23 protein-coding genes are annotated in these 18,846 nt (G+C 42.1%); 9 read left to right on the top strand and 14 right to left on the bottom strand.

What is annotated here, in order from left to right; genetic code table 11:
• The first annotated feature begins 35 nt into the window (after positions 1 to 35).
• On the top strand, positions 36 to 971 hold the full coding sequence (locus IPP77_04600) for a UDP-3-O-(3-hydroxymyristoyl)glucosamine N-acyltransferase (protein MBL0308967.1): 936 nt from the start codon (positions 36 to 38) through the stop codon (positions 969 to 971).
• A gap of 9 nt (positions 972 to 980) precedes the next feature.
• On the opposite strand, the gene IPP77_04595 is transcribed toward IPP77_04600, so the two are convergent.
• Positions 981 to 1,829, bottom strand: a complete 849-nt coding sequence (locus IPP77_04595; protein MBL0308966.1) for a hypothetical protein — start codon at positions 1,827 to 1,829, stop codon at positions 981 to 983.
• Positions 1,830 to 2,165: 336 nt separating this feature from the next.
• Between IPP77_04595 and IPP77_04590 the strand changes: the two genes are divergently transcribed.
• The 3 genes from IPP77_04590 to IPP77_04580 all read left to right on the top strand — a co-directional run bounded on the left by IPP77_04590 (position 2,166) and on the right by IPP77_04580 (position 5,038).
• Positions 2,166 to 3,581 (top strand): tetratricopeptide repeat protein, encoded by a 1,416-nt coding sequence (locus IPP77_04590; protein MBL0308965.1) that lies wholly within the window; start codon positions 2,166 to 2,168, stop codon positions 3,579 to 3,581.
• Positions 3,582 to 3,662: 81 nt separating this feature from the next.
• Complete coding sequence (locus IPP77_04585; protein ID MBL0308964.1) at positions 3,663 to 4,313, top strand: DedA family protein; 651 nt, start codon at positions 3,663 to 3,665, stop codon at positions 4,311 to 4,313.
• Positions 4,310 to 5,038, top strand: coding sequence for a shikimate dehydrogenase (locus IPP77_04580; GenBank protein ID MBL0308963.1), 729 nt, complete (start codon positions 4,310 to 4,312; stop codon positions 5,036 to 5,038). Before IPP77_04585 ends, IPP77_04580 begins: the two co-directional genes overlap by 4 nt.
• Positions 5,039 to 5,043: 5 nt before the next feature.
• On the opposite strand, the gene IPP77_04575 is transcribed toward IPP77_04580, so the two are convergent.
• Both IPP77_04575 and rmuC read right to left on the bottom strand, forming a co-directional pair.
• Positions 5,044 to 5,601, bottom strand: coding sequence for a hypothetical protein (locus IPP77_04575; GenBank protein MBL0308962.1), 558 nt, complete (start codon positions 5,599 to 5,601; stop codon positions 5,044 to 5,046).
• Between the two features lie 6 nt (positions 5,602 to 5,607).
• On the bottom strand, positions 5,608 to 6,888 hold the full coding sequence (gene rmuC, locus IPP77_04570; GenBank protein MBL0308961.1) for a DNA recombination protein RmuC: 1,281 nt from the start codon (positions 6,886 to 6,888) through the stop codon (positions 5,608 to 5,610).
• An 82-nt stretch (positions 6,889 to 6,970) separates the two neighbouring features.
• Between rmuC and IPP77_04565 the strand changes: the two genes are divergently transcribed.
• The 3 genes from IPP77_04565 to IPP77_04555 all read left to right on the top strand — a co-directional run bounded on the left by IPP77_04565 (position 6,971) and on the right by IPP77_04555 (position 10,008).
• Positions 6,971 to 8,155: a proline dehydrogenase family protein gene (locus IPP77_04565; GenBank protein ID MBL0308960.1), complete on the top strand. Its 1,185-nt coding sequence runs from the start codon at positions 6,971 to 6,973 to the stop codon at positions 8,153 to 8,155.
• 57 nt (positions 8,156 to 8,212) lie between these two features.
• A complete protein-coding gene (gene ruvB, locus IPP77_04560; protein ID MBL0308959.1) occupies positions 8,213 to 9,235 on the top strand; it encodes a Holliday junction branch migration DNA helicase RuvB in 1,023 nt (340 codons plus the stop codon).
• A 65-nt stretch (positions 9,236 to 9,300) separates the two neighbouring features.
• Positions 9,301 to 10,008, top strand: a complete 708-nt coding sequence (locus IPP77_04555; protein ID MBL0308958.1) for an OmpA family protein — start codon at positions 9,301 to 9,303, stop codon at positions 10,006 to 10,008.
• Positions 10,009 to 10,571: 563 nt separating this feature from the next.
• Here the strand turns inward: IPP77_04555 and paaJ are convergent.
• Genes paaJ through IPP77_04520 form a run of 7 tightly spaced genes read right to left on the bottom strand, consistent with a single transcriptional unit; the run spans position 10,572 to position 14,570 of the window.
• Positions 10,572 to 11,099 (bottom strand): phenylacetate-CoA oxygenase subunit PaaJ, encoded by a 528-nt coding sequence (gene paaJ, locus IPP77_04550; protein ID MBL0308957.1) that lies wholly within the window; start codon positions 11,097 to 11,099, stop codon positions 10,572 to 10,574.
• On the bottom strand, positions 11,093 to 11,851 hold the full coding sequence (gene paaC / locus IPP77_04545; protein ID MBL0308956.1) for a phenylacetate-CoA oxygenase subunit PaaC: 759 nt from the start codon (positions 11,849 to 11,851) through the stop codon (positions 11,093 to 11,095). Before paaC ends, paaJ begins: the two co-directional genes overlap by 7 nt.
• Entirely contained in the window at positions 11,848 to 12,237 is a 390-nt protein-coding gene (locus tag IPP77_04540) for a hypothetical protein (protein MBL0308955.1), read from the bottom strand. Before IPP77_04540 ends, paaC begins: the two co-directional genes overlap by 4 nt.
• Before the next feature lie 10 nt (positions 12,238 to 12,247).
• Positions 12,248 to 12,670 carry a four helix bundle protein gene (locus IPP77_04535; GenBank protein ID MBL0308954.1) on the bottom strand — a complete coding sequence of 141 codons (423 nt, stop codon included), beginning with the start codon at positions 12,668 to 12,670 and terminating at the stop codon, positions 12,248 to 12,250.
• A gap of 14 nt (positions 12,671 to 12,684) precedes the next feature.
• Complete coding sequence (paaA, locus tag IPP77_04530) at positions 12,685 to 13,671, bottom strand: 1,2-phenylacetyl-CoA epoxidase subunit A (protein ID MBL0308953.1); 987 nt, start codon at positions 13,669 to 13,671, stop codon at positions 12,685 to 12,687.
• A gap of 6 nt (positions 13,672 to 13,677) precedes the next feature.
• On the bottom strand, positions 13,678 to 13,971 hold the full coding sequence (locus IPP77_04525; GenBank protein ID MBL0308952.1) for a four helix bundle protein: 294 nt from the start codon (positions 13,969 to 13,971) through the stop codon (positions 13,678 to 13,680).
• Positions 13,972 to 13,994: 23 nt separating this feature from the next.
• Complete coding sequence (locus IPP77_04520) at positions 13,995 to 14,570, bottom strand: TetR family transcriptional regulator (GenBank protein MBL0308951.1); 576 nt, start codon at positions 14,568 to 14,570, stop codon at positions 13,995 to 13,997.
• Between the two features lie 380 nt (positions 14,571 to 14,950).
• Here IPP77_04520 and IPP77_04515 point away from each other — a divergent pair, with 380 nt between their 5' ends.
• Together IPP77_04515 and IPP77_04510 are read left to right on the top strand one after the other, a co-directional pair.
• Positions 14,951 to 15,202, top strand: a complete 252-nt coding sequence (locus IPP77_04515; protein ID MBL0308950.1) for a hypothetical protein — start codon at positions 14,951 to 14,953, stop codon at positions 15,200 to 15,202.
• Between the two features lie 153 nt (positions 15,203 to 15,355).
• Entirely contained in the window at positions 15,356 to 15,916 is a 561-nt protein-coding gene (locus IPP77_04510; protein MBL0308949.1) for a transposase, read from the top strand.
• Between the two features lie 57 nt (positions 15,917 to 15,973).
• Here IPP77_04510 and IPP77_04505 read toward each other — a convergent pair whose 3' ends face one another.
• The 4 genes from IPP77_04505 to IPP77_04490 all read right to left on the bottom strand — a co-directional run bounded on the left by IPP77_04505 (position 15,974) and on the right by IPP77_04490 (position 18,813).
• On the bottom strand, positions 15,974 to 16,606 hold the full coding sequence (locus IPP77_04505; protein MBL0308948.1) for a hypothetical protein: 633 nt from the start codon (positions 16,604 to 16,606) through the stop codon (positions 15,974 to 15,976).
• A 96-nt stretch (positions 16,607 to 16,702) separates the two neighbouring features.
• Positions 16,703 to 17,299, bottom strand: a complete 597-nt coding sequence (locus tag IPP77_04500; protein ID MBL0308947.1) for a hypothetical protein — start codon at positions 17,297 to 17,299, stop codon at positions 16,703 to 16,705.
• A gap of 329 nt (positions 17,300 to 17,628) precedes the next feature.
• On the bottom strand, positions 17,629 to 18,300 hold the full coding sequence (locus IPP77_04495; GenBank protein MBL0308946.1) for a DUF4393 domain-containing protein: 672 nt from the start codon (positions 18,298 to 18,300) through the stop codon (positions 17,629 to 17,631).
• 12 nt (positions 18,301 to 18,312) lie between these two features.
• Positions 18,313 to 18,813, bottom strand: coding sequence for a hypothetical protein (locus IPP77_04490; protein MBL0308945.1), 501 nt, complete (start codon positions 18,811 to 18,813; stop codon positions 18,313 to 18,315).
• Between the last annotated feature and the right edge of the window lie 33 nt (positions 18,814 to 18,846).

Here is an 18,846-nt window from a genome sequence, read left to right as displayed (position 1 = left end):
CCATCATTATTTCAATTGGCCGTTATATTCGCTGCATGAAATTGAAAGAGCCTGTTTCTGTTAAAGATATTGCCCTGCTTAGTCATGCTGAAATCATGGGCGATGAAGATGCGATGGTGGTGGGCTTGAACGAAATCCATAATGTGGAAACCGGCGACCTGACTTTTGTGGATCATGAAAAGTATTATGATTTCACGCTGCAATCGGCGGCTAGTTTTATCCTCATCAATAAAAAGGTGGAAGTGCCGGTGGGCAAAACGCTGCTGTATCATGCAGCGCCTTTTGAGGCTTATAATCTGTTGGCCAAAAGGTTTCATCCTGAATTGAAACCGGCGGAGAACGGCGCGCCGACGTATCAGTTGGGCGAGGGCAGTTTTGTTTATCCGAATGTTTTTATCGGCGAAAAGGTGCGGATTGGGAAGAACTGCGTGATCCATCCGAACACGACGATTTATGCTTATACGGAGATTGGCGATAACGTGATTATCCATGCGAACACGACGATTGGGGCCGATGCGTTCTATTATAAGAAGCAGCAAACGCACTATGACAAGATGCACAGCGCCGGTAGGGTGGTGATTGGCGATGAGGTGGAGATTGGCGCCGGTTGTACGATTGATGCGGGGGTGTCGGGCGATACGTTGATTGGGAAAGGGACGAAGATTGATGATCAGGTTCATCTGGGGCATGATGTAAAGATTGGCGAGCTCTGTATTATTTGCGGGCAGGTGGGCATTGCGGGCAACACGAAGGTGGGCAACCGGGTGACGCTCTATGGCAAAGTGGCGGTGAATAAGAATATAGAGATAGGCGATGATGTGGTGGTGATGGCTACTTCGGCGGTGGCGCAGTCTTTAGCGCCGGGCAAAACTTATCTCGGCATTCCGGCACAGGAGGCTCGAACTTTTGCCAGACAGTTTGCCTTGATTAAGAAGTTGCCGGAGATTTGGGAGAAGCTGCGGGATAAATAATTCGCGAACTTATTTATAGGTGCTTTTGTGGCTCACCGTTGGGCAGCGAAGAGGCATGATGGTGTATGAAAGGGTGATGCCTGCAAAAAGGTATTGATCTTTTTGTGGTGATTCGCCGCGTTGGCGACCGGGTTTGCCGCTTCGTTCGGCGCCGCTTATTTCGGAGGAGCGGTCGGAAAGCGCCGCTGCCAGTCCGCCCGAGCCGCCGGGCAAGGAAACATAGCTGGGGTATTTGCCGCTTACATCATCGAGATAGTCGGTAAAGGTTTGGCGCAAGCCGCCTTCAATCGCTATATTCCAGTAGCGCTTGAAACTGAATTTGAATCCCGCCACCAAAGGGATAGCAAAGCTGAAAGGGCGATATTTTTTAACGCCGGAATAGTTGGGGTCGTTTTGGCCTTCGGTTCCTAAGGGCTGAAGATAATACCAAGTGTTTCGGTATTTGGCTTTCGGATTAAAAAAGAAAACAGTCAGGCCGGTAGCGATGTAGGGGGTGAACCATTTCTTCTTATTGTTTTTGTCGTATTCAAAGAAGTTGAACTCATACCAGGTGCTGAGATCATAAATGTCGGTCTTGAAAGAAAGATTTCGCTGCTGATTGCGGGGAACATTGACCACCGCATCTGAAAATTCGGCTATGCCATAGCTAAAGGTGGTGCGCCAAGCCGTACGGTTGTTGATGTTGTAGCGATAGAAAACGCCAGCACCGGGCCGAACCATTTTCATGGATGCGCGGGTGTTTAAATCACCAAAATAGTTCGTGATACCTCCCCAAACTCCAAATTCATGAATCTGGGCGAAAGCTCCTACGCTGCTGAACAGCAGTAAAGACAGGCTGATGTTTCGGATATATTTCACTGAAAAAGGTGAAGTGCTTTGGTCACTGATTACAGATGTTTAAAAACTTCGCGGAGTTGTTTGTTTTTATTAAGACGGGCGCGAAGTAACCATTAACGCTTATAAATACAAAATGTTGTACCCGGCTCATATCCTCCGTAGATGGATGGATGTCTATTTAAGCAAAATAGGCTTTCCAAAACCATACACTCCACGTTTGCGCTGTTGAAAAACTATGTGGCAAGTAGAGATGTGGAAGATTATTTTCGAGTGGTCATTGGGCAATTCGCAACGTTCTTTAAATAAAAATTGCCACCCCCCTTGTTTTTAAGATTTTTTCACCGTAAATTGCATCTTATGGAAGAGAATGGTTACTCTGAGTCGTCCTTCGGCGAGATAGTAGATTTGGTTAAGCAATTTGAAGATGCGGTCAAGTCTAAACGGTCGGTGTATTTTGAAGAGGAGGACTATGAACAAATCATAGAGTTTTATCAGGAAGGCGGTGAATACAACAAGGCCTTGCGGGTAACAGAGTCAGCCATTTCCCAATATTCCTTTTCTTCCTTTTTTTATACTAAGAAAGCAGAAATCCTGGCGAATCAAAGACACTTTGACGATGCCCTTTCGGCGCTTCAGGAGTCGGAACACCTAGATCCCACAGATGTCAATATCTTCCTAATCCGTTCTGATATACATTTATTACAGGGAAGTCATTCAGAGGCGCTGAATGAAGTAGAACACGCCTTGTCTATCGCTGAAAACACAGACGACCTTTGCGAATTATATTTGGAGATGGCGGATATCTATGAGGATCAAGAAAAATATCCTGAAGTCGTCGAATCCTTAAAGAAGGCCTTGGAACAAGACCCTCAAAGTGAAGAAGCTCTGAACCGTTTTTGGTTTTGTATGGAGCTGACCGAAAGCTATGAGGAGAGTGTGAAATTTCACGAAGCGTTGATTGAAAAAAGCCCATATTCTCATTTGGCTTGGTATAATTTAGGTCATGCCTTGACCTCGCTGGGGCAATTTGAAAAGGCTTTGGATGCCTTTGGCTATGTGGCCGCGATTGATGAAGACTTTGACGGTTCCTATATCTGTAGCGGAGATGTATTGTATATGATGGAACGATATCCGGAGGCCCTGACCTCCTATCAAGAGGCCATTAAAATTTCTAAGCCCAATAAGGAGTTATACCTAAAGACTGCCGAGTGTTATGGTAAAATGAAGGAATTTTCAAAGGCACGTGCTACCCTTCGCAAAGCGATTTCTCTTGATCCTTATTTTGATGAAGCCTTTTTTCAGCTTGGTGAAAATTATAGGATGGAGGAGAAATGGTTGAAGTCAGTTCATAATTATGAACGGGCCGTTAAGTTGAACAAAGAAAATATGGAGTATTTGTCCGCTTTGGGCGAAGCCTATATGTCGGTGGGAGATAACGAAAAGGTGGTGGAAGTTTTTGAAAAGTTGTTTCAGAGTGATACCTCGAACAGACAAAACTGGATAAATCTGGCTACGGCCTATTTCTATGTAGAAGATTTCAGAAAGGCTTTTCATACTATGAATGAAGCAGAACTGAAATTTGAAAACAGCGCCGACTTGTTTTATATCAAAGCAGTATTTTATCTCAAGGCCGGAAACCGCCACGAAGCCTTGCTCAATTTAGAAAGAGGATTGCTCACCAATTTTGATGAACATACCATGATCTTCGATATGGATGATGCGCTGCTAAGTGATGAGGGAATTTTACAGGTAATCGAACAATATCGCGACTAAAACTAGCACGAAGCATTACCCTCTCTTCCGTATAACCGGGAGAAAATCGCCTAATCCATTCTTCTATATTTGCCGCCGCTTATGGAAATCATTCATTCTTTTATTGACATCTTTCTGCATTTAGACAAACATCTGAACGATATTCTTTCTGAATATGGAACGCTGACCTATGCTATTTTGTTTTTCATCATTTTTGTTGAGACCGGATTCATTGTTATGCCCCTTTTGCCGGGTGATTCATTGTTGTTTGCCGCCGGCGCTCTAGCTGCTGCTACCGGCAAATTGGATATTATGATTTTGATTCCCTTGCTGATAGGTGCTGCTTTGTTGGGAGATAACGTGAATTACTTTGTCGGAAAATTTCTGGGCAGCAAAATAAAATCGAGAGAAAGGATTTTGTTTTTTAAACGAGATTATATTTATCAAACGGAGGCATTTTATAATAAGCACGGAGGAAAGACGGTGATTATGGCTCGCTTTATTCCTATCGTGAGAACCATCGCCCCTTTTGTTGCGGGCGCGGGGAGTATGGAGTATCGTCGGTATATTCTTTTCTGCATCACAGGAGCTATTCTATGGGTAGGAGGGCTAACCGTCATTGGATACCTGTTTGGGAATATTGAGTTTGTGAAAAAGAACTTTGAGATTGTTATCCTCGGTATCATATTTGTTTCGGTGCTTCCTATTATTTGGCAAGTAGTTAAAACGAAAATTAGTCCATCTAATTCATGAGAAAATTTGGATTGATAGGATACCCCCTAAGTCACTCCTTTTCTCAGAAATATTTTGAAGAAAAATTTAGGCAGCAGAAAATCACTGATTGCAGCTATGATTTGTTCCCATTGAAAACTATAGATAGCTTCCCTTCTTTAATAAAATCACATGCCGGTTTAAGCGGACTTAATGTGACGATACCATACAAAGAATCGGTATTAGACTTCCTCCATGAAACAGATAAGACAGCGCAGGAAATCGGCGCTGTTAATTGTATTCATATCAAGGACGGAAAGTTGGCAGGATATAATACAGACGCCATAGGTTTTGAATTGTCGTTAAAGAATTTTCTCTCTTCTATCCCGCAACACGCATTCGTATTAGGAACAGGCGGATCTTCTAAAGCTGTACGCTTTATTCTGCATAAGATGCAGATTCCTTTTTCGGTAATTTCAAGAAGTGCGAAGGATGGTGCATTGACTTATCAGGAGATTAGTGGAAAGATGAAAGCCTCAAATCTTTTTATCAATTGTACTCCAGCAGGTATGTATCCTGATATTGATTTGGCTCCGGCTATTCCTTATGAAGAACTTGGCACGCAGGACTTTTTGTATGATCTGGTTTATAATCCCGCAGAAACCTTGTTTCTGAAAAAAGGGAAAGAGAAAGGTGCGAAGACGAAGAACGGATTAGAGATGTTGGAGTTGCAAGCTGAAGAAAGTTGGAGAATCTGGAATCAATAAATCTATCATTTTCTAAATCCCCACCAAATCATAAAGGCATTAAATGCTGTCACGTTGAACCCCAACAGGCATTTCACCCAACCGGTGGCTTCAAAATCCGGAATCTCACCCTTCAGTAGTTGAAGAGAGTCCTGCCAAATGAGATAATAGCCCGAAACATAGTAGGTGTCTTTCAGGATGAAGATAGCATAAAAGAGAAAGGTGAGCAGATAAGGTATGGGAGTCAACTTTCTAACGGACTGAGAATAGAAGTTCGAAAGAAATACTAAGATGAAAAAGAAAAAATTAAGGGCAAAGATCATTAGTGATCTTTCGTTATGGTAATTGATGTCGCCCTCTTCAGGAGAGGCACTTGTCACCAACGAATGGGTGGCGAAGTAGGACAACGCGTATGTGGTAACCAAGGCTACCACAAATGAAAGCATATAGATTTTCAAGACAATTTTCGGATTGGGGGAGAATGTCTCAGCACTAGTTTTGGCATGCTTAAAAAGATATCCCATCATAAAACCGATGGCGGCAATGATGAAATAAATAGTCAGTGAGAAAAGTGAAAAGCTCATATCCGTTTATTCTGATGCCCGTTCAATAAGGCTTGGCGGCAACTGCTTCGTGTTTTTTGCCCCGAGTTCTTTCATTTTTTCTGCGCGGCGAACCAAGTTGCCGGTGCCGTCATATAGTTTCTTCATGGCCTCGACGTAATCCTTTTTGGCATCGTCCATTTTCTTCCCGACCCTTTCTAAATCTTCATAGAAGGCCACAAACTTATCGTAGAGTTTTCCGCCTTCTTCTGCAATCTCAATGGCATTGCGTGTTTGCCTTTCCTGTTTCCAGATTGAGGCAATAGTTCTCAACGTTGCGAGCAGGGTGGAAGGACTGACAATCACTATTTTTTTATCCCAGGCATAGTTGAACAAATCTCCATCTCCTTGAACCGCCAGACTGAAGGAGGATTCAATAGGAACAAATAAAAGGATGAAGTCGGGAGATTCAAAGCCCGAAGCAGTCTGATAATTCTTATCGCTCAGTAGTTTTACATGGCTGCGAAGCGATTCGATATGCAGCTTCAGGTATTTCAGTCTTTCATCTTCCGTCGGGGCATTGACGCAAGCATCATAAGCAACAAGTGAAACTTTCGAGTCAACAATTACATGTTTCTCGTCAGGAAGAAAAATTACCACATCCGGTTTTATTTTGTCTCCCACAACATTCGTGGTGGTCACCTGTGTTTTATATTCTACTCCTTCTCTCAGCCCACTGCGTTCCAGAATCTTCTCCAACACTAACTCTCCCCAATTGCCTTGCTGTTTATTGTCGCCTTTCAATGCAGTAGCCAAGTTGTTCGCTTCCTCACTGATTTGTTTGTTCAGTTCTATAAGATTTTTGATTTCGATTTTAAGCGTAATTCGTTCTGCAGATTCTGTTTTATACGTCTGATCCACCTTCTTTTCAAATTCAATAAGTTTTTCCTTGAAGGGATTCAGAATGATATCCAGGTTGGTTTTATTCTGCTCGGTGAACCGTGCGCTTTTCTCTTCTAAAATCTGGTTGGCTAACACCTTGAAATCATTAGTGAGCTTTTCATTTAACTGCCGAATATCCTTTTCCTTATCAGTGAGTTTATTATTGAGGTTGGCGATTTCGTTTTGCTGTATGCCAAGTTCATTCATCAACCGGGTGATTTCTCCCTGCTTGTCATCTCTTTCTTTTTTTAAGATATCTTTTTCTCCTTCAAAAATTCTTGCCTTTTCATTTACAGCGCTGAGTGAGCTGTCATTCTTTGATTTCAGAAATAGATAGGCCAACAGACCTCCTACGAGCAAGCCAATAAACAAAAAGGCAAAATCCATCCGGTTGGTCAGTTTAGGTTTTAAAATTAGTATTTGTCGGGAGAATGGAATTTATTTTCAACTTCGCTCACCAAATAAATGTATGAATATTTCACCTGATATTTTTGATAATACGGAGGTTGCCTTCTTAGATAAATCAACGGCTGAACTCCGAAAAGCCAAAGTCCTTTTTCAATTGGTGGGAAATAATTTACTGGTCAAAGTGGGAAGTTCACTGGCTCAATTGGCATTAACTCTTCACCTCCCGGTTTCGGCCCTTTTTCGATGGACGGTCTATGATCACTTCTGTGGCGGCGAAACTTTTGAAGAATGTAAGAAGACTATTGAGGCCTTGAACCACCGGGGGGTGGGGGCTTTGCTTAATTACGGTGTAGAGTTGAAAGAAACAGAAGAAGACTTCGACAAAACGATTCAAAAGAATCTGGAAGCGCTTCAATTTGGTGGGAAAAATAAATCAGTCAAAGGCTTATGCCTTAAACTGACGGGGCTTGGAAAACATTCCTTATTCGAGAAAGTGCAGAGCAAAGAAAAATTAAACAGAGAGGAGCAGGAGGAATTCAAACGATTTCGGGAGCGCTTCATCCTGCTTTGTGATGCGGCAGCTTCGAATGATACGCCTCTCTATGTAGATGCAGAAGAAAGTTGGATACAAGATGCGCTGGATACATTGGTGGAGGAAATGATGGCGAAACATAACCGGAAACAGTGTGTGATTAACAACACCTTTCAACTCTATCGCTGGGATCGCTTAGCCTATCTGCAATCGCAAATAGAGAAAGCGAAAGCAGGGCAATATATTCTTGGTGCCAAGCTGGTACGCGGTGCCTATATGGAAATAGAGCGCGAACGGGCGGAAGAAAAAGGATACCAATCACCGATTCATGAAAACAAGGACGCGGTGGACAAAGATTTCGATGAGGCAGTGAATCAATGCCTCAGTCATCTCGATTCCGTTTCGGTATGTGTGGCCTCGCAAAGCGAGGAAAGTATTTACCGAACGATGCAAGCTATGGAGAATAAAAAACTAGAACGCCATCATTCGCATGTTTCCTTTTCGCAACTTTATGGCATGGGGGATTCCATCACGTTTAACCTTGCGAAGTTGAAATTTAATTCTACCAAGTATCTTCCTTATGGCCCGGTGCAGGAGGTGATACCTTATCTCATCCGCCGCGCACAGGAAAATACCTCAGTGGCCGGACAAACAGGTAGAGAATTAGTTCTATTGCAAGAGGAAATAAACCGAAGACAAAAGATATCTTCCTGAGATAAATTATCTGCAAAATCATTTCTGTGCGAGTAATCTTCGTTTACCTTTGATGCGATGAACGAAAATCTCGATCCCGAAAAATCGGTGCTGACTTCCGAGGAACAGGAAGTGGAGCGTGCCCTGCGGCCTAAAGCTATTGATGACTTCATGGGGCAGCCAAAGATTGTGGACAATCTTTTCGTTTTTATGGAAGCCGCCAAACAGCGAAGCGAATCGCTGGATCACGTACTGCTTCATGGCCCTCCGGGTTTGGGCAAGACCACCCTTTCCTACATCATTGCTAACGAGATGAACGTCAATATCAAAATCACTTCGGGACCGGTGATGGAAAAGCCGGGCGATCTCGCCGGTTTGCTCACCAACCTAGAAGTGAATGATGTTTTATTCATTGATGAAATTCACCGACTTTCTCCTGTAGTAGAAGAATACCTCTACAGCGCGATGGAAGATTATAAGATTGACATCATGATTGATACCGGTCCCAATGCACGGACGGTTCAAATCAGTCTCAACCCTTTTACGTTGGTCGGAGCCACCACCCGTTCCGGTTTGCTGACCGCCCCGTTGCGCTCCCGCTTTGGGATTACCTGCCGCATGGAATATTATGACGCGGAGGTTTTGAGAAATATCATCAAGCGCTCCGCCAAAATTCTGAAAACAGAAATCAACGAAGATGCTGCTTACGAAATTGCACGTAGAAGTCGCGGCACTCCACGTATTGCCAATCTGCTACTAAGAAGGGTGCGCGATTTTGCACAGGTAAAGGGCAATGGAACAATCACACTCAAGATTACACAATATGCGCTCGAAGTGCTGAACGTGGACTTGCATGGACTCGACGAAATGGACAACCGGATTCTCTCCGCTATCATTGATAAATTCAAAGGTGGGCCGGTAGGGCTTACCACCATTGCCACCGCTGTAGGCGAAGAGCCGGGCACGATTGAAGAGGTATATGAGCCTTTTCTGATTAAAGAAGGTTTTATCAAGCGTACCCCTCGTGGCCGAGAGGTGACGGAATTGGCTTATAAGCATCTGGGCAAAACACCACCGACAATAGGGGGGAGTTTATTTTAATTATAATGCTATTTTATTAAACCAGATAAAACGCAATTGACACTGGTAAAAAGACAATCACTGATATGAAAACACAATCTAAATTAAAATCTGCGACCATCTGTCTCCTTTGTGTTCTATGGGGCGCTACTTCTCCACTTATTGCTCAGGAACTTCAACCTACTGAGTCGGAATGTTTGCTCAATGTGTTGGTGGTGAACGACAAAAAGAAACCGCAGGAAAATCAGGTGGTCAGTTTTACTTCTTTAAAGGATGGAAAGAAATTTTCAGGCGTGACAAAAGCAGATGGTAAGTTCTCCCTGTTGCTGCCGGTAGGGGTGAAGTATAAAGTAAAATACAAGGCTTTCACACAGGATATAGAATCAGCCGTGTTGGATGTGCCTAACGAAAAGCGCCTCACTTTTGATTATACCATCACGATTACTCCGCCGCGTACTTTCACGTTGGACAATGTATTTTTCGATTCGGGCAAATCTTCTCTGCGTGCTGAATCAAATAAAGAGTTGAATGAATTGGCAGAATACATGAACATCAAAAAGGAATTGGTAATCGAGATAGCAGGCCATACCGACAATGTAGGCCAGCCGGAAGCGAACCAAAAACTTTCAGAAGACCGCGCTAACGCGGTGAAACAATATTTACAGAAAAAAGGAATCGCCGAAGAGCGAGTGCAAGCCAAAGGATATGGCGACACCAAACCTATTGCTCATAATGACACATCACAAGGCCGTCAAAAAAACCGCCGGACCGAAGTGCATATTATTTCGGAGTGAAAAACCTCCGTCCCCCGAGGAGAGACTCTGAATATCCATTCTTTAACCTTAATAGACGGTTGGAGATTCACGGATTAATTAGCCCATAAATGTTGCCTAAAATATATGTGACAAAAGGAATCGCTATAAGTATGTATCAAAGCTTTCTGGATCAACGAGATCCATGCCAAATTGTCCTTTTCTTCTTCCATTTTTGACCGACCCGTTGCTATTCGGTACCCATCTCCAGCTATTCGGTCCCTGTTAGCAAGAGACAGGTGCCTGTTAGTAGCTATTCGGTCCCTGTTCGTAAGAGATAGGTGCCTGTTCGTAGCTACTCGGTCCCTGTTAGCTAAAGACAGGTGCCTGTTAGCTGCTACTCGGTACCAGTTAGCAAGAGACAGGTACCAGTTCGTAGCTACTCGGTACCAGTTAGCCAAAGACAGGTGCTTGTTCGCAGCGATTCGGTCCCTGTTAGCCAAAGACAGGTGCCTGTTAGCTGCTATTCGGTACCAGTTAGCAAGAGATAGGGACCAGTTCGTAGCTATTCGGTCCCTGTTATCATAAAACAAGGGGTCTGTTCTCTAAATGGGCTTGAATTGTTCAAAGCCTTGCTTGCAGTTGAAACAGAATCGAATGGCGCGGCAAAGAGTAGAGCCAAAGGAGGAACGTAGTGTGGTATCGGTACTTCCACAATGAGGACAACGAACACGATTCAACATTTCTTCTGAAAGTTCTTCATCTTTCATTTCGGGAGGAGGGGCAAGTCCAAATTTTTCTAACTTTATTTTAGCTTCAGGCTTCATCCGGTCCGAAGTCCATTTCACATCAAAATCTACCTGTACTTTTACCTCATCAAAACCAAGTTTTTTTACTTCCTCATAGATGTTCTTCTTCATCACCTCTATAGCCGGACAGCCAACAAAGGTAGGGGTCATAATGACAATAGCATTTCGGGTTTCAGGCTTAGGATTGGAGATTTGAACAGCCGTGATGATGCCCATATCTATAACAGATAGGACAGGAATTTCAGGATCTTTGACGTTTTCAAGAACCTGCCAAACCGCAGCCTCTGTCCACTGTGAACCGTTGGCTGTCAACTCGTTCACCATTCCGCATTTATATCGGTCCTTACCACTTCACACATTTCATCTAAAAGTGGTTTCAAATATTCGGAGTGAAAACCTTTTCTGCCGCCATAAACTATTTTGCTTTCATCGGTGACAGGGAGTTTCAAATCAGCAGACTGAATAATTGGTGTGATTTTTTCCAGCCATCTATTTTTCAATGCTTCCTCACCGGCAAATATCCCATCCTTTATTAAGACATCCTCAAATTCACTTTTTTCAAAAATGCCAAGTGCAAGATGCCAGGAATTATTCAATGCCTTTTGCAAACGAGCATGGCTCTCTTCTGTTCCTTTGCCAAGTTGTTTGACAAAGGTATCGGCGTGCATCACGTGATATTTTATTTCGCCCTTCACCTTCTTTGCGAGTTGTGCTACCGCTTGAAAGGAAGACTGCGTCAATAAGTCATAGCGAATCAACTCAGCATGGTCAAAAAGAAATTGACGAATGATACTGAAGTCGTATTCGCCAATCGGTTGCTCAACAAACTGGCAGCAACGAAATTGTTTTTCTTCTCGTTTGAAAGCCAAAGTATCCGGGTTTGCTTCACCCAAAATTTCATGAAGAATAGTATAGAGTGCCTGTGCATGGCCAATTTTATCTTGTGCCATAGAAGAAAACGCCAGGTCTTCTTCAAGCATGGGCCCGATACCAGTCCATTCTGAATTGCGGTGACCGATGATAAGTGCATCATCTGCCATTTTTAAAAGTAGGTCTTTTACAGCAGCGGTATTCATGGCTTTACTTTGTTTTGTTTTTGAAATTTCTCAATCCGGTCTCTTACTTTATAAAATGCCGGGTCGCGGAATGTTTTTTCAGGTGTCGTTTCAAACATGTCTTCATCTTCGGCAGAAAATGTATAAACCTCACTGGTTTTGGCTACCCATAAATTGGTAGTCTTTCCCCTTCGTCCAAATACTTCTTTGGCCATGACCAAAGCCATCTCTGGATTCGGTGCGTGAACGATGCCCACATGCTCCACCTGTTTACCTCGCTTTTCCTGATGGAAAACTTCCCAGGTTATCAGGTGGCTATTGGTGTGGACTTCGCCTTCTTCTGCCTTCTTCAGGTCGAGGCGTTTGATTCTTGGATCTAGTGAATCGGTTAATGGGACATGAGACATGAGAACTGGTTTATTTTTGTTTTTCAGAAAGTGTTTTCAATGTTTTTGTAATTGCTCCAATAATTTTCTGCAATCTTTCAATTCTATCTTCTACAACATTAGCAGGTAAAAGTCGCTTTGCCTTTTCATAGCCACCCTTCGTTTCTCTTGCAGAACCTCGTGCATATCGGAGAAACTGAGGATATTCCTTTCCAAATCCTCTCCCGTATCCCTCTTCAATATTTGCGGATATGGAATATACAGACCTTGTGAGTTGCTTCACCATTTCTCTGCCACGCAAATCTTTCATCATAATTTCACTATCGTCCCAAAACAAATCCCACAACGCTATGGATTCCCGATAGAATAACACTTGGTCTAAACTATCTTTAATGACCGCCTTGGTTTTCTCTTCACTTGCCCCTTGCCCTATTTCACCTGTCCCTTGTCCCATATCATCGTCACATTTTAAGCCAAAGGCACTGCATACTTCTCACTAGGATTCATCAAAGCCGCCCGCACCCATCTACCCGCTTCTTCGGCATACCTTCTCACTTCGATACGCTCGGCATTGCATGGGCCACCACCGTTTATTACGCGTTTGAATTCATTCCAATCCGGATCGCTGAACTCCCAGATGCCATCGTTGTTTCGTTTCAAATTCGGGTCTGGGAAGGTGATATCTAATTCCAAAATCTTTGGAACATACTGATCAAGAAACTGATTCCGCATATCGTCGTTTGAGGCCAACTTCACTTTCCATTTCATCAGCTTTTCACTATGCGCACTCATCTTATCGGGCGGGCCAAAGAAATGTAACAAAGGGCGGTACCATCTGTTTATCGCATCCTGTAAAATCTCGCGCTGATACTTCGAGCCGGTAGCCAGATAAACCACATTGTCATGTCCCTGTTTCAAATGAAAACTTTCTTCATAGCAGATTCTTTCCAGTGCCCGGCAATAAGGCCCATAGCTTCCTTTGGAATTTATCACCTGATTAACAATCGCTGCCCCATCCACTAAGAAACCTATTACAGCCACATCTGCCCATGTCTTGGCGGGATAGTTAAAGACATTGGAATATTTTGATTTGCCATTCAGCAAATCTTCCAGCATCTGCTCCCTTGTTTTGCCCAGCGTTTCAGCCGCGCTATACAGCAACTGTCCATGGCCGATTTCATCCTGCACTTTTGCAATCAGAGCAAGTTTTCTTCTGAAATTGGGGGCACGAGTAATCCAAGTGCCTTCCGGCAAGGCCCCTACAATTTCTGAGTGGGCATGTTGTTCAATCATCCGAATGAGTTGCTTGCGATATTCCGCAGGCATCCAGTCATTAGGTTCTATCTTTTCACCTCTGGAAATGCGTTCTTCAAAGGCGTGTAACTTCACTGCATCTTCAGCAGTGGAGTCCATCCGCTTTGCATCTTCTTCGCTCAGGTTTGTGCTTCCGTACATGGTTTTTTATTTAGTTGACAGTTGTTCGTTGCTGGTTATTAGTTTAATTCTGATTTCCCTATGTATTTCATAAAGTGATCCACGGGCTATATGCAGAAACTGAATCGTCTCTTTTTTATACTGGCGACCACACCCCTCCGAGATATTTGCGGCCACCGATACTGATGCACGCCTTAACTGACTGGTGAGACCATAAACTTCTTCTTTTGGAAATGACTTTGTGACCCTATACACTTCTTTTACAAGCAACCTTGCCTTTTTCCAAACGTCCAATTCTTTATATGTCTTATACTCACTCATTTCTAACAACTATCAACCAACAACTAACTCTTCAACCCTTTTAATAGTAAATCAGTTATCTGTTCCGCGATCTCCTCCTGGCTCAGTTTCTCGCTGGATTTGTACAAATCATAGGTGGAATTGATAGCCGAAAAGATAGTAAGAATGATAAGTCGCGTGTTTAAAGGTTTCAAATCTCCCTTTTTAATCCCCTTGTCAATCACTTCCCTGTATTTCTGTTCGTATTGTTGACGCATTTTCTTGAATTTGCCAAGATTAGGCTCTTCCAAAAACATCCACTCGTGAAAAAAGACATTCGATGCTTCCATATTATTCGCCATCACACCAATATGCGCCTTGATGTAAGCCCGAAGTACTTTAACCGACTTTTCATTAGTATTAATTGAGTCAACGGCTTTGAAAAACTGCTCTCCAATTTCAAAGCAGATTTCCCGAAGGATATCGTCCTTGCTTTTATAGTGATTATAAATACTTGGGGCCTCGATGCCAACTTTTTTTGCCAGTTCGCGCATGCCAACAGACGCATAGCCCCGGTCGCGGAAAAGCCGCTGAGCAGCTTGACGTATATTCTGTTTGGTAGATAATACAGCGGTAGCCATAACTAACATTTGTTAGCGAAAGTAAGAAATCTGTACAGAACCGATAACTATTAGCTCACCCGGTGGAAGCGGGTTATGTATTTAAACCAGAAGATTGGCGTTTTAGTAGCGCTACGAATTATATGCAACTACCCTCGGAAAGGGAAGTGATTTTGTTAGGGCCGTTCTATCATTAATAGTTGCTCGCTATGTGTGGTGTTGGCACGAGCGTACGCTCGCGCCAGTGGGTGATTGGAGCCGTGGAAATTAGATGGGTAGAAATAATTGGAAACGGTAATACCGCATCTCGGCGTAGGCTAAGCCTACGCCGAGAGGGAACAAATGTGAAAAGAGGCTAAATCCCGCGCCAATGCAGCCCGAACACTTATATTAGCATATAGATGGAACACAAATTGATAAAGGTTGAAAACAACGACCCGGATATAACCTATATAATAACGCTTAGCTCTACCGAAGAGCGCGAACAACAGATGATAGACAATTACCTGTTGCTTGAGGCCAATACCCGCGAAACCAAGTTCATAGAAGATTATTGTAACCGCGAATTCAATAAAAAGCAATTTTACCTGATAGATATAGCCCCCGAAATGGATTGTAGTACTATACGGCTGGAATTTATAAAGAGTGCCTAAAGCGTTTTATTCGTTTCCTGCTGTCGCGCGCGTCTCGCTAGTGTCGGCTTGAATTGCCTCCGGCATTTTAAAGCGCAAGATGCGCCTTGATTCTCACCCTTGCACTGGCGCGAGCGTCCGCTCGTGCCAAATCAAAACGGCTATATTTAGTTTATGAGCAGCAAATACAAGTTTGTAAATGATGGGCACCTTTATTTCGTGAGTTTTGCGGTAGTCTATTGGATAGATTTGTTCTCGAGAACCGATTATTGCAAAACCATAATGGAAAGTCTCACTTTTTGCGAAAATAATAAAGGGCTTGAGCTGTATGCTTACTGTATCATGCCAAGCCATATTCATTTGATCATCGGCTCAAGCAAGGAACCTCTGGAAGGTATCATGCGTGATTTTAAAAGCTATACATCGCGAACGCTGAAGGAAGCGATTCATAACCATCCGGGCGAGAGTCGAAAAGAATGGATGCTTTGGATGATGAAACGCGCGGGTGAAAAAAGCGCCCATCACAAGGGCTTTCAATTGTGGCAGGAAGGGAATCATCCTGCTGAACTCAGTACACCTGAAATTACAGAACAGAAACTGCACTATATTCATAATAACCCGGTGGAAGCGGGTTATGTATTTAAACCAGAAGATTGGCGTTTTAGTAGCGCTACAAATTATATGCAACTACCCTCGGAAAAAGAAGTGATTTTGTTAGGGCCCTTCTGTCATTAATAGTTGCTCGCTATGTGTGGTGTTGGCACGAGCGGACGCTCGCGCCAGTGGGGGCTGTTAGCGGCTGGCATTTTCGAGTTCTTTAATTCTGTCATCAATAACTGTCAAGTCAAATTCTTTCCTGTCTTTAGAATAGAATAGTCTAAGATTGAAAAGAAAAGAATTGAACAATGCCGTAGGAATCATGGTGTCTAGCTGTCCAAAAAACTCGCTGTCATTGTTAACAGCTACTCGAATACGTCTGAAATGCCAAAGTTGAAGTCCGAATAAAAAAGTCTCTGTCAAAAAACCACTGATTAGTCTATGTCGGTGTTTTGGCTCAATAAGACTAAAATTTATTGTCAGCAATCTTTTAAGAACCGAACTATCTTTAAATCGTGTGTTACTATCAATAAGTTGAAAGTATTTCTCAACTCCACAATTTATAGCGTCCTTGTTCTCTTTGTCTCGGAGTAAATCGAAGATTTCAAATGCCCAATAAGTTTCAAACTCTGCTCTGCTGGCAAACTCCTTTACTTTACTACTGTTAATGTTAAGGTTAATCTTAAAGAGTTCTTTTGATGCTTCAAATAAAATTAGCCTTGCCGTTTCTTTATCATGAGTAAAGATAATTTGGTCGTCAGCAAATCGAATGAATTGTGATTTGTATTTGCCGCAAATCGTTTTCATAGCAAAATCGTAGTCTTGCAAATAGAAGTTTGCTAAAATTCTAGAGCAGTCACCAATTTCGTCTTGTGGCAGTCCAACTGTTTTTACATTGTATCCTTCAATTCTTTTATTCCAATTTTATAAAAAATGAAGTAATAAAGTAACTACATCTTGTTTGTTTTTCGGAATTACATGCCTGATTTTTCTTTCTAGTATCGCAAGATTTACTGTGTCGTAAAAATTGGCTATATCAATGTTGATATAATATCCAAATGCACCGGTTTCATTATATTTTCTAGCAATGCCCTGAAATGACTGCCATTCTCTTGCCCAAGATAATTCGTTAATTGTATTGAATGGAACATAGTCCAGTTCAATAATCTCTTGTTCCTCTTTTAGCCTTATTGGATTTCCAAGTGTCCAACCACCAAAAGTTCCTTCGACCCGATTCACGGCAATTTCATGTTCGAGCAGTTTAATACAGAGATAATAGACGCAGTAATCTTTCCGATTGAATGTGGGAACAAAACGAGTTACCCCATTGTGTTTATTAACTAGGATATAGTGTCTTGGATGGCTTGGTGTGTAAGTGAAGTCTGTTACTTGAGTATGGAGCATATTCAGAAATGCCTCTTTGTCAAGCGGCATGTCGGTGAATGGAACAATACTTTCATTAAGTTTTGTCCAGAATTTGGTTTTGTAAAGTTCTATGAAAGATGGTTTGTCAATTTTCATGATGTGTCTGTCTGTATGCTTGCCGCTAACGTCAGATCGTGAATCAACCTTTTCATATTCAGATACCTGACGGAGAAAAAATAAAATTTTGAACTGTAGCGCAGTTCCTTTTACGTTTTTTCACAGCCTGACGCATAAGGGATAAATGAAGTTTTTAAAAAGGGGGATAGAAAGCACAACTGTTCGTTTACGCACAAATGTAATTAGAAAGCACCACTGTTTGATTACCGATAAAGCCCCCTTTTTAAAAATTTGCATTTATCTTTATGTTACCTGCTGTGCTGCTTTCGCCACGAAGATGTATCGTCCGAAGTCCGCACAAAAGTTTGTTAGAAGTTGTGTCGTCTTTCAGCTTTTTGTTTTACTCTTTCACAAGCGTTTAGAAACTCAAAACCAAAGTCAGTGATGTAATAGTCGCCTGATGCGACTTCTTCAACATCCCATTTCCATTGTCCAGTTGATTCGTCCACATTACCTCCATATTGTGAGAGTTCAAGAGTTTCTCTTATCAGTGAAAGTCGTAGTAAGTTGGAAAGTTCTTCTGAACTACATTCAATTTCCTTTTGTGCATTGTAACCTCTGAACTTAATCTTGTTGCCATTGGCTTGCATATACTGAAGTATAGCAACTTCATTTGTTGATAGTTGTTTTAGAATGTTTGGATAAACATTTACTCTCAGATTTTTAGAAGTGTCAATGTAATTTGTAAATAAGTTTGCCCAAAGGTCTTGCAAAATCTCATCGTCCTCAAGTGATACACCGTCCAAGTATGGAACAAGGATTTTCAGATTAACTTGTCGCAACTTAATGCCTTCTTCGTCCACAATCTTTTTAACCTTCTCTAAATTCCTGATTTGATTTTTCAGTCGCCACAATTTTACATTGTCAGCAAACAAAAGTCCAAGTTCATCAACAGAATGTCCAATGAGTTTCTGTAAAAAGTCCTTCGCTAAGTCAAGCGACTTTTCAATTGTTGATGATTTTATATTCAGTTCTCCCATAGCAAGTAAATTTTACTCTTCGTCCAAGATTAAGAAAAAAGTCAAGTAGTTGTCTGCAATACTTTCTGTTATAAACCACTGCTTTGATTCAATGATATTATTAGTCGGAATTGTTACACCAAGAGTCCTTAATTCATCAGCCTCTTTTTTAGGGACTATATGTCCTCTGTTTTTCTTGTGATGTGCTGTTCCATCAACATTGACTGCATACAATTCTTTATTACTATTTGAAGGAACAATATGATAATGTGCTTTTACGGGTATCGTAGTGTTCTCTGGGTGTCGTGTGTGTCTGTTGGTTGTGTTTTGAAATTGTGTGTATTGCTTATGTTCCGTCAATAAATCAGCACCAGTTGGCTTTTCAAAGGTCAACTGAATTGAAAATTGGATTTTAGTCCCTTCGGTTTTTTTTATTCCAGCAAGTTCTTTAAACCGCTGTCTTTCCTTTTCAAGTTTTTCTTGTTCGTCAAGTTTGTCTAAGAATTGTTGAAATGTAATTAGATATTCCATCATTGTTTGTTTGTTAATTTCTTGCAGTCAGTTTCA

The organism is Bacteroidota bacterium, from assembly GCA_016722375.1.
Taxonomy (GTDB): domain Bacteria; phylum Bacteroidota; class Bacteroidia; order Chitinophagales; family LD1; genus Bog-950.
This window is presented reverse-complemented; position numbering and strand designations above follow the sequence as displayed.

Bases quoted from the DNA above. Each gene is read 5' to 3' on its own strand.
- IPP77_04600 (MBL0308967.1), top strand. From the start codon at position 36: ATGAAATTGAAAGAGCCTGTTTCTGTTAAAGATATTGCCCTGCTTAGT.
- IPP77_04590 (MBL0308965.1), top strand. From the start codon at position 2,166: ATGGAAGAGAATGGTTACTCTGAGTCGTCCTTCGGCGAGATAGTAGAT.
- IPP77_04585 (MBL0308964.1), top strand. From the start codon at position 3,663: ATGGAAATCATTCATTCTTTTATTGACATCTTTCTGCATTTAGACAAA.
- IPP77_04580 (MBL0308963.1), top strand. From the start codon at position 4,310: ATGAGAAAATTTGGATTGATAGGATACCCCCTAAGTCACTCCTTTTCT.
- IPP77_04575 (MBL0308962.1), bottom strand. From the start codon at position 5,601: ATGAGCTTTTCACTTTTCTCACTGACTATTTATTTCATCATTGCCGCC.
- rmuC (MBL0308961.1), bottom strand. From the start codon at position 6,888: ATGGATTTTGCCTTTTTGTTTATTGGCTTGCTCGTAGGAGGTCTGTTG.
- IPP77_04565 (MBL0308960.1), top strand. From the start codon at position 6,971: ATGAATATTTCACCTGATATTTTTGATAATACGGAGGTTGCCTTCTTA.
- ruvB (MBL0308959.1), top strand. From the start codon at position 8,213: ATGAACGAAAATCTCGATCCCGAAAAATCGGTGCTGACTTCCGAGGAA.
- IPP77_04555 (MBL0308958.1), top strand. From the start codon at position 9,301: ATGAAAACACAATCTAAATTAAAATCTGCGACCATCTGTCTCCTTTGT.
- paaJ (MBL0308957.1), bottom strand. From the start codon at position 11,099: ATGGTGAACGAGTTGACAGCCAACGGTTCACAGTGGACAGAGGCTGCG.
- paaC (MBL0308956.1), bottom strand. From the start codon at position 11,851: ATGAATACCGCTGCTGTAAAAGACCTACTTTTAAAAATGGCAGATGAT.
- IPP77_04540 (MBL0308955.1), bottom strand. From the start codon at position 12,237: ATGTCTCATGTCCCATTAACCGATTCACTAGATCCAAGAATCAAACGC.
- IPP77_04535 (MBL0308954.1), bottom strand. From the start codon at position 12,670: ATGGGACAAGGGACAGGTGAAATAGGGCAAGGGGCAAGTGAAGAGAAA.
- paaA (MBL0308953.1), bottom strand. From the start codon at position 13,671: ATGTACGGAAGCACAAACCTGAGCGAAGAAGATGCAAAGCGGATGGAC.
- IPP77_04525 (MBL0308952.1), bottom strand. From the start codon at position 13,971: ATGAGTGAGTATAAGACATATAAAGAATTGGACGTTTGGAAAAAGGCA.
- IPP77_04520 (MBL0308951.1), bottom strand. From the start codon at position 14,570: ATGGCTACCGCTGTATTATCTACCAAACAGAATATACGTCAAGCTGCT.
- IPP77_04515 (MBL0308950.1), top strand. From the start codon at position 14,951: ATGGAACACAAATTGATAAAGGTTGAAAACAACGACCCGGATATAACC.
- IPP77_04510 (MBL0308949.1), top strand. From the start codon at position 15,356: ATGAGCAGCAAATACAAGTTTGTAAATGATGGGCACCTTTATTTCGTG.
- IPP77_04500 (MBL0308947.1), bottom strand. From the start codon at position 17,299: ATGAAAATTGACAAACCATCTTTCATAGAACTTTACAAAACCAAATTC.
- IPP77_04495 (MBL0308946.1), bottom strand. From the start codon at position 18,300: ATGGGAGAACTGAATATAAAATCATCAACAATTGAAAAGTCGCTTGAC.
- IPP77_04490 (MBL0308945.1), bottom strand. From the start codon at position 18,813: ATGATGGAATATCTAATTACATTTCAACAATTCTTAGACAAACTTGAC.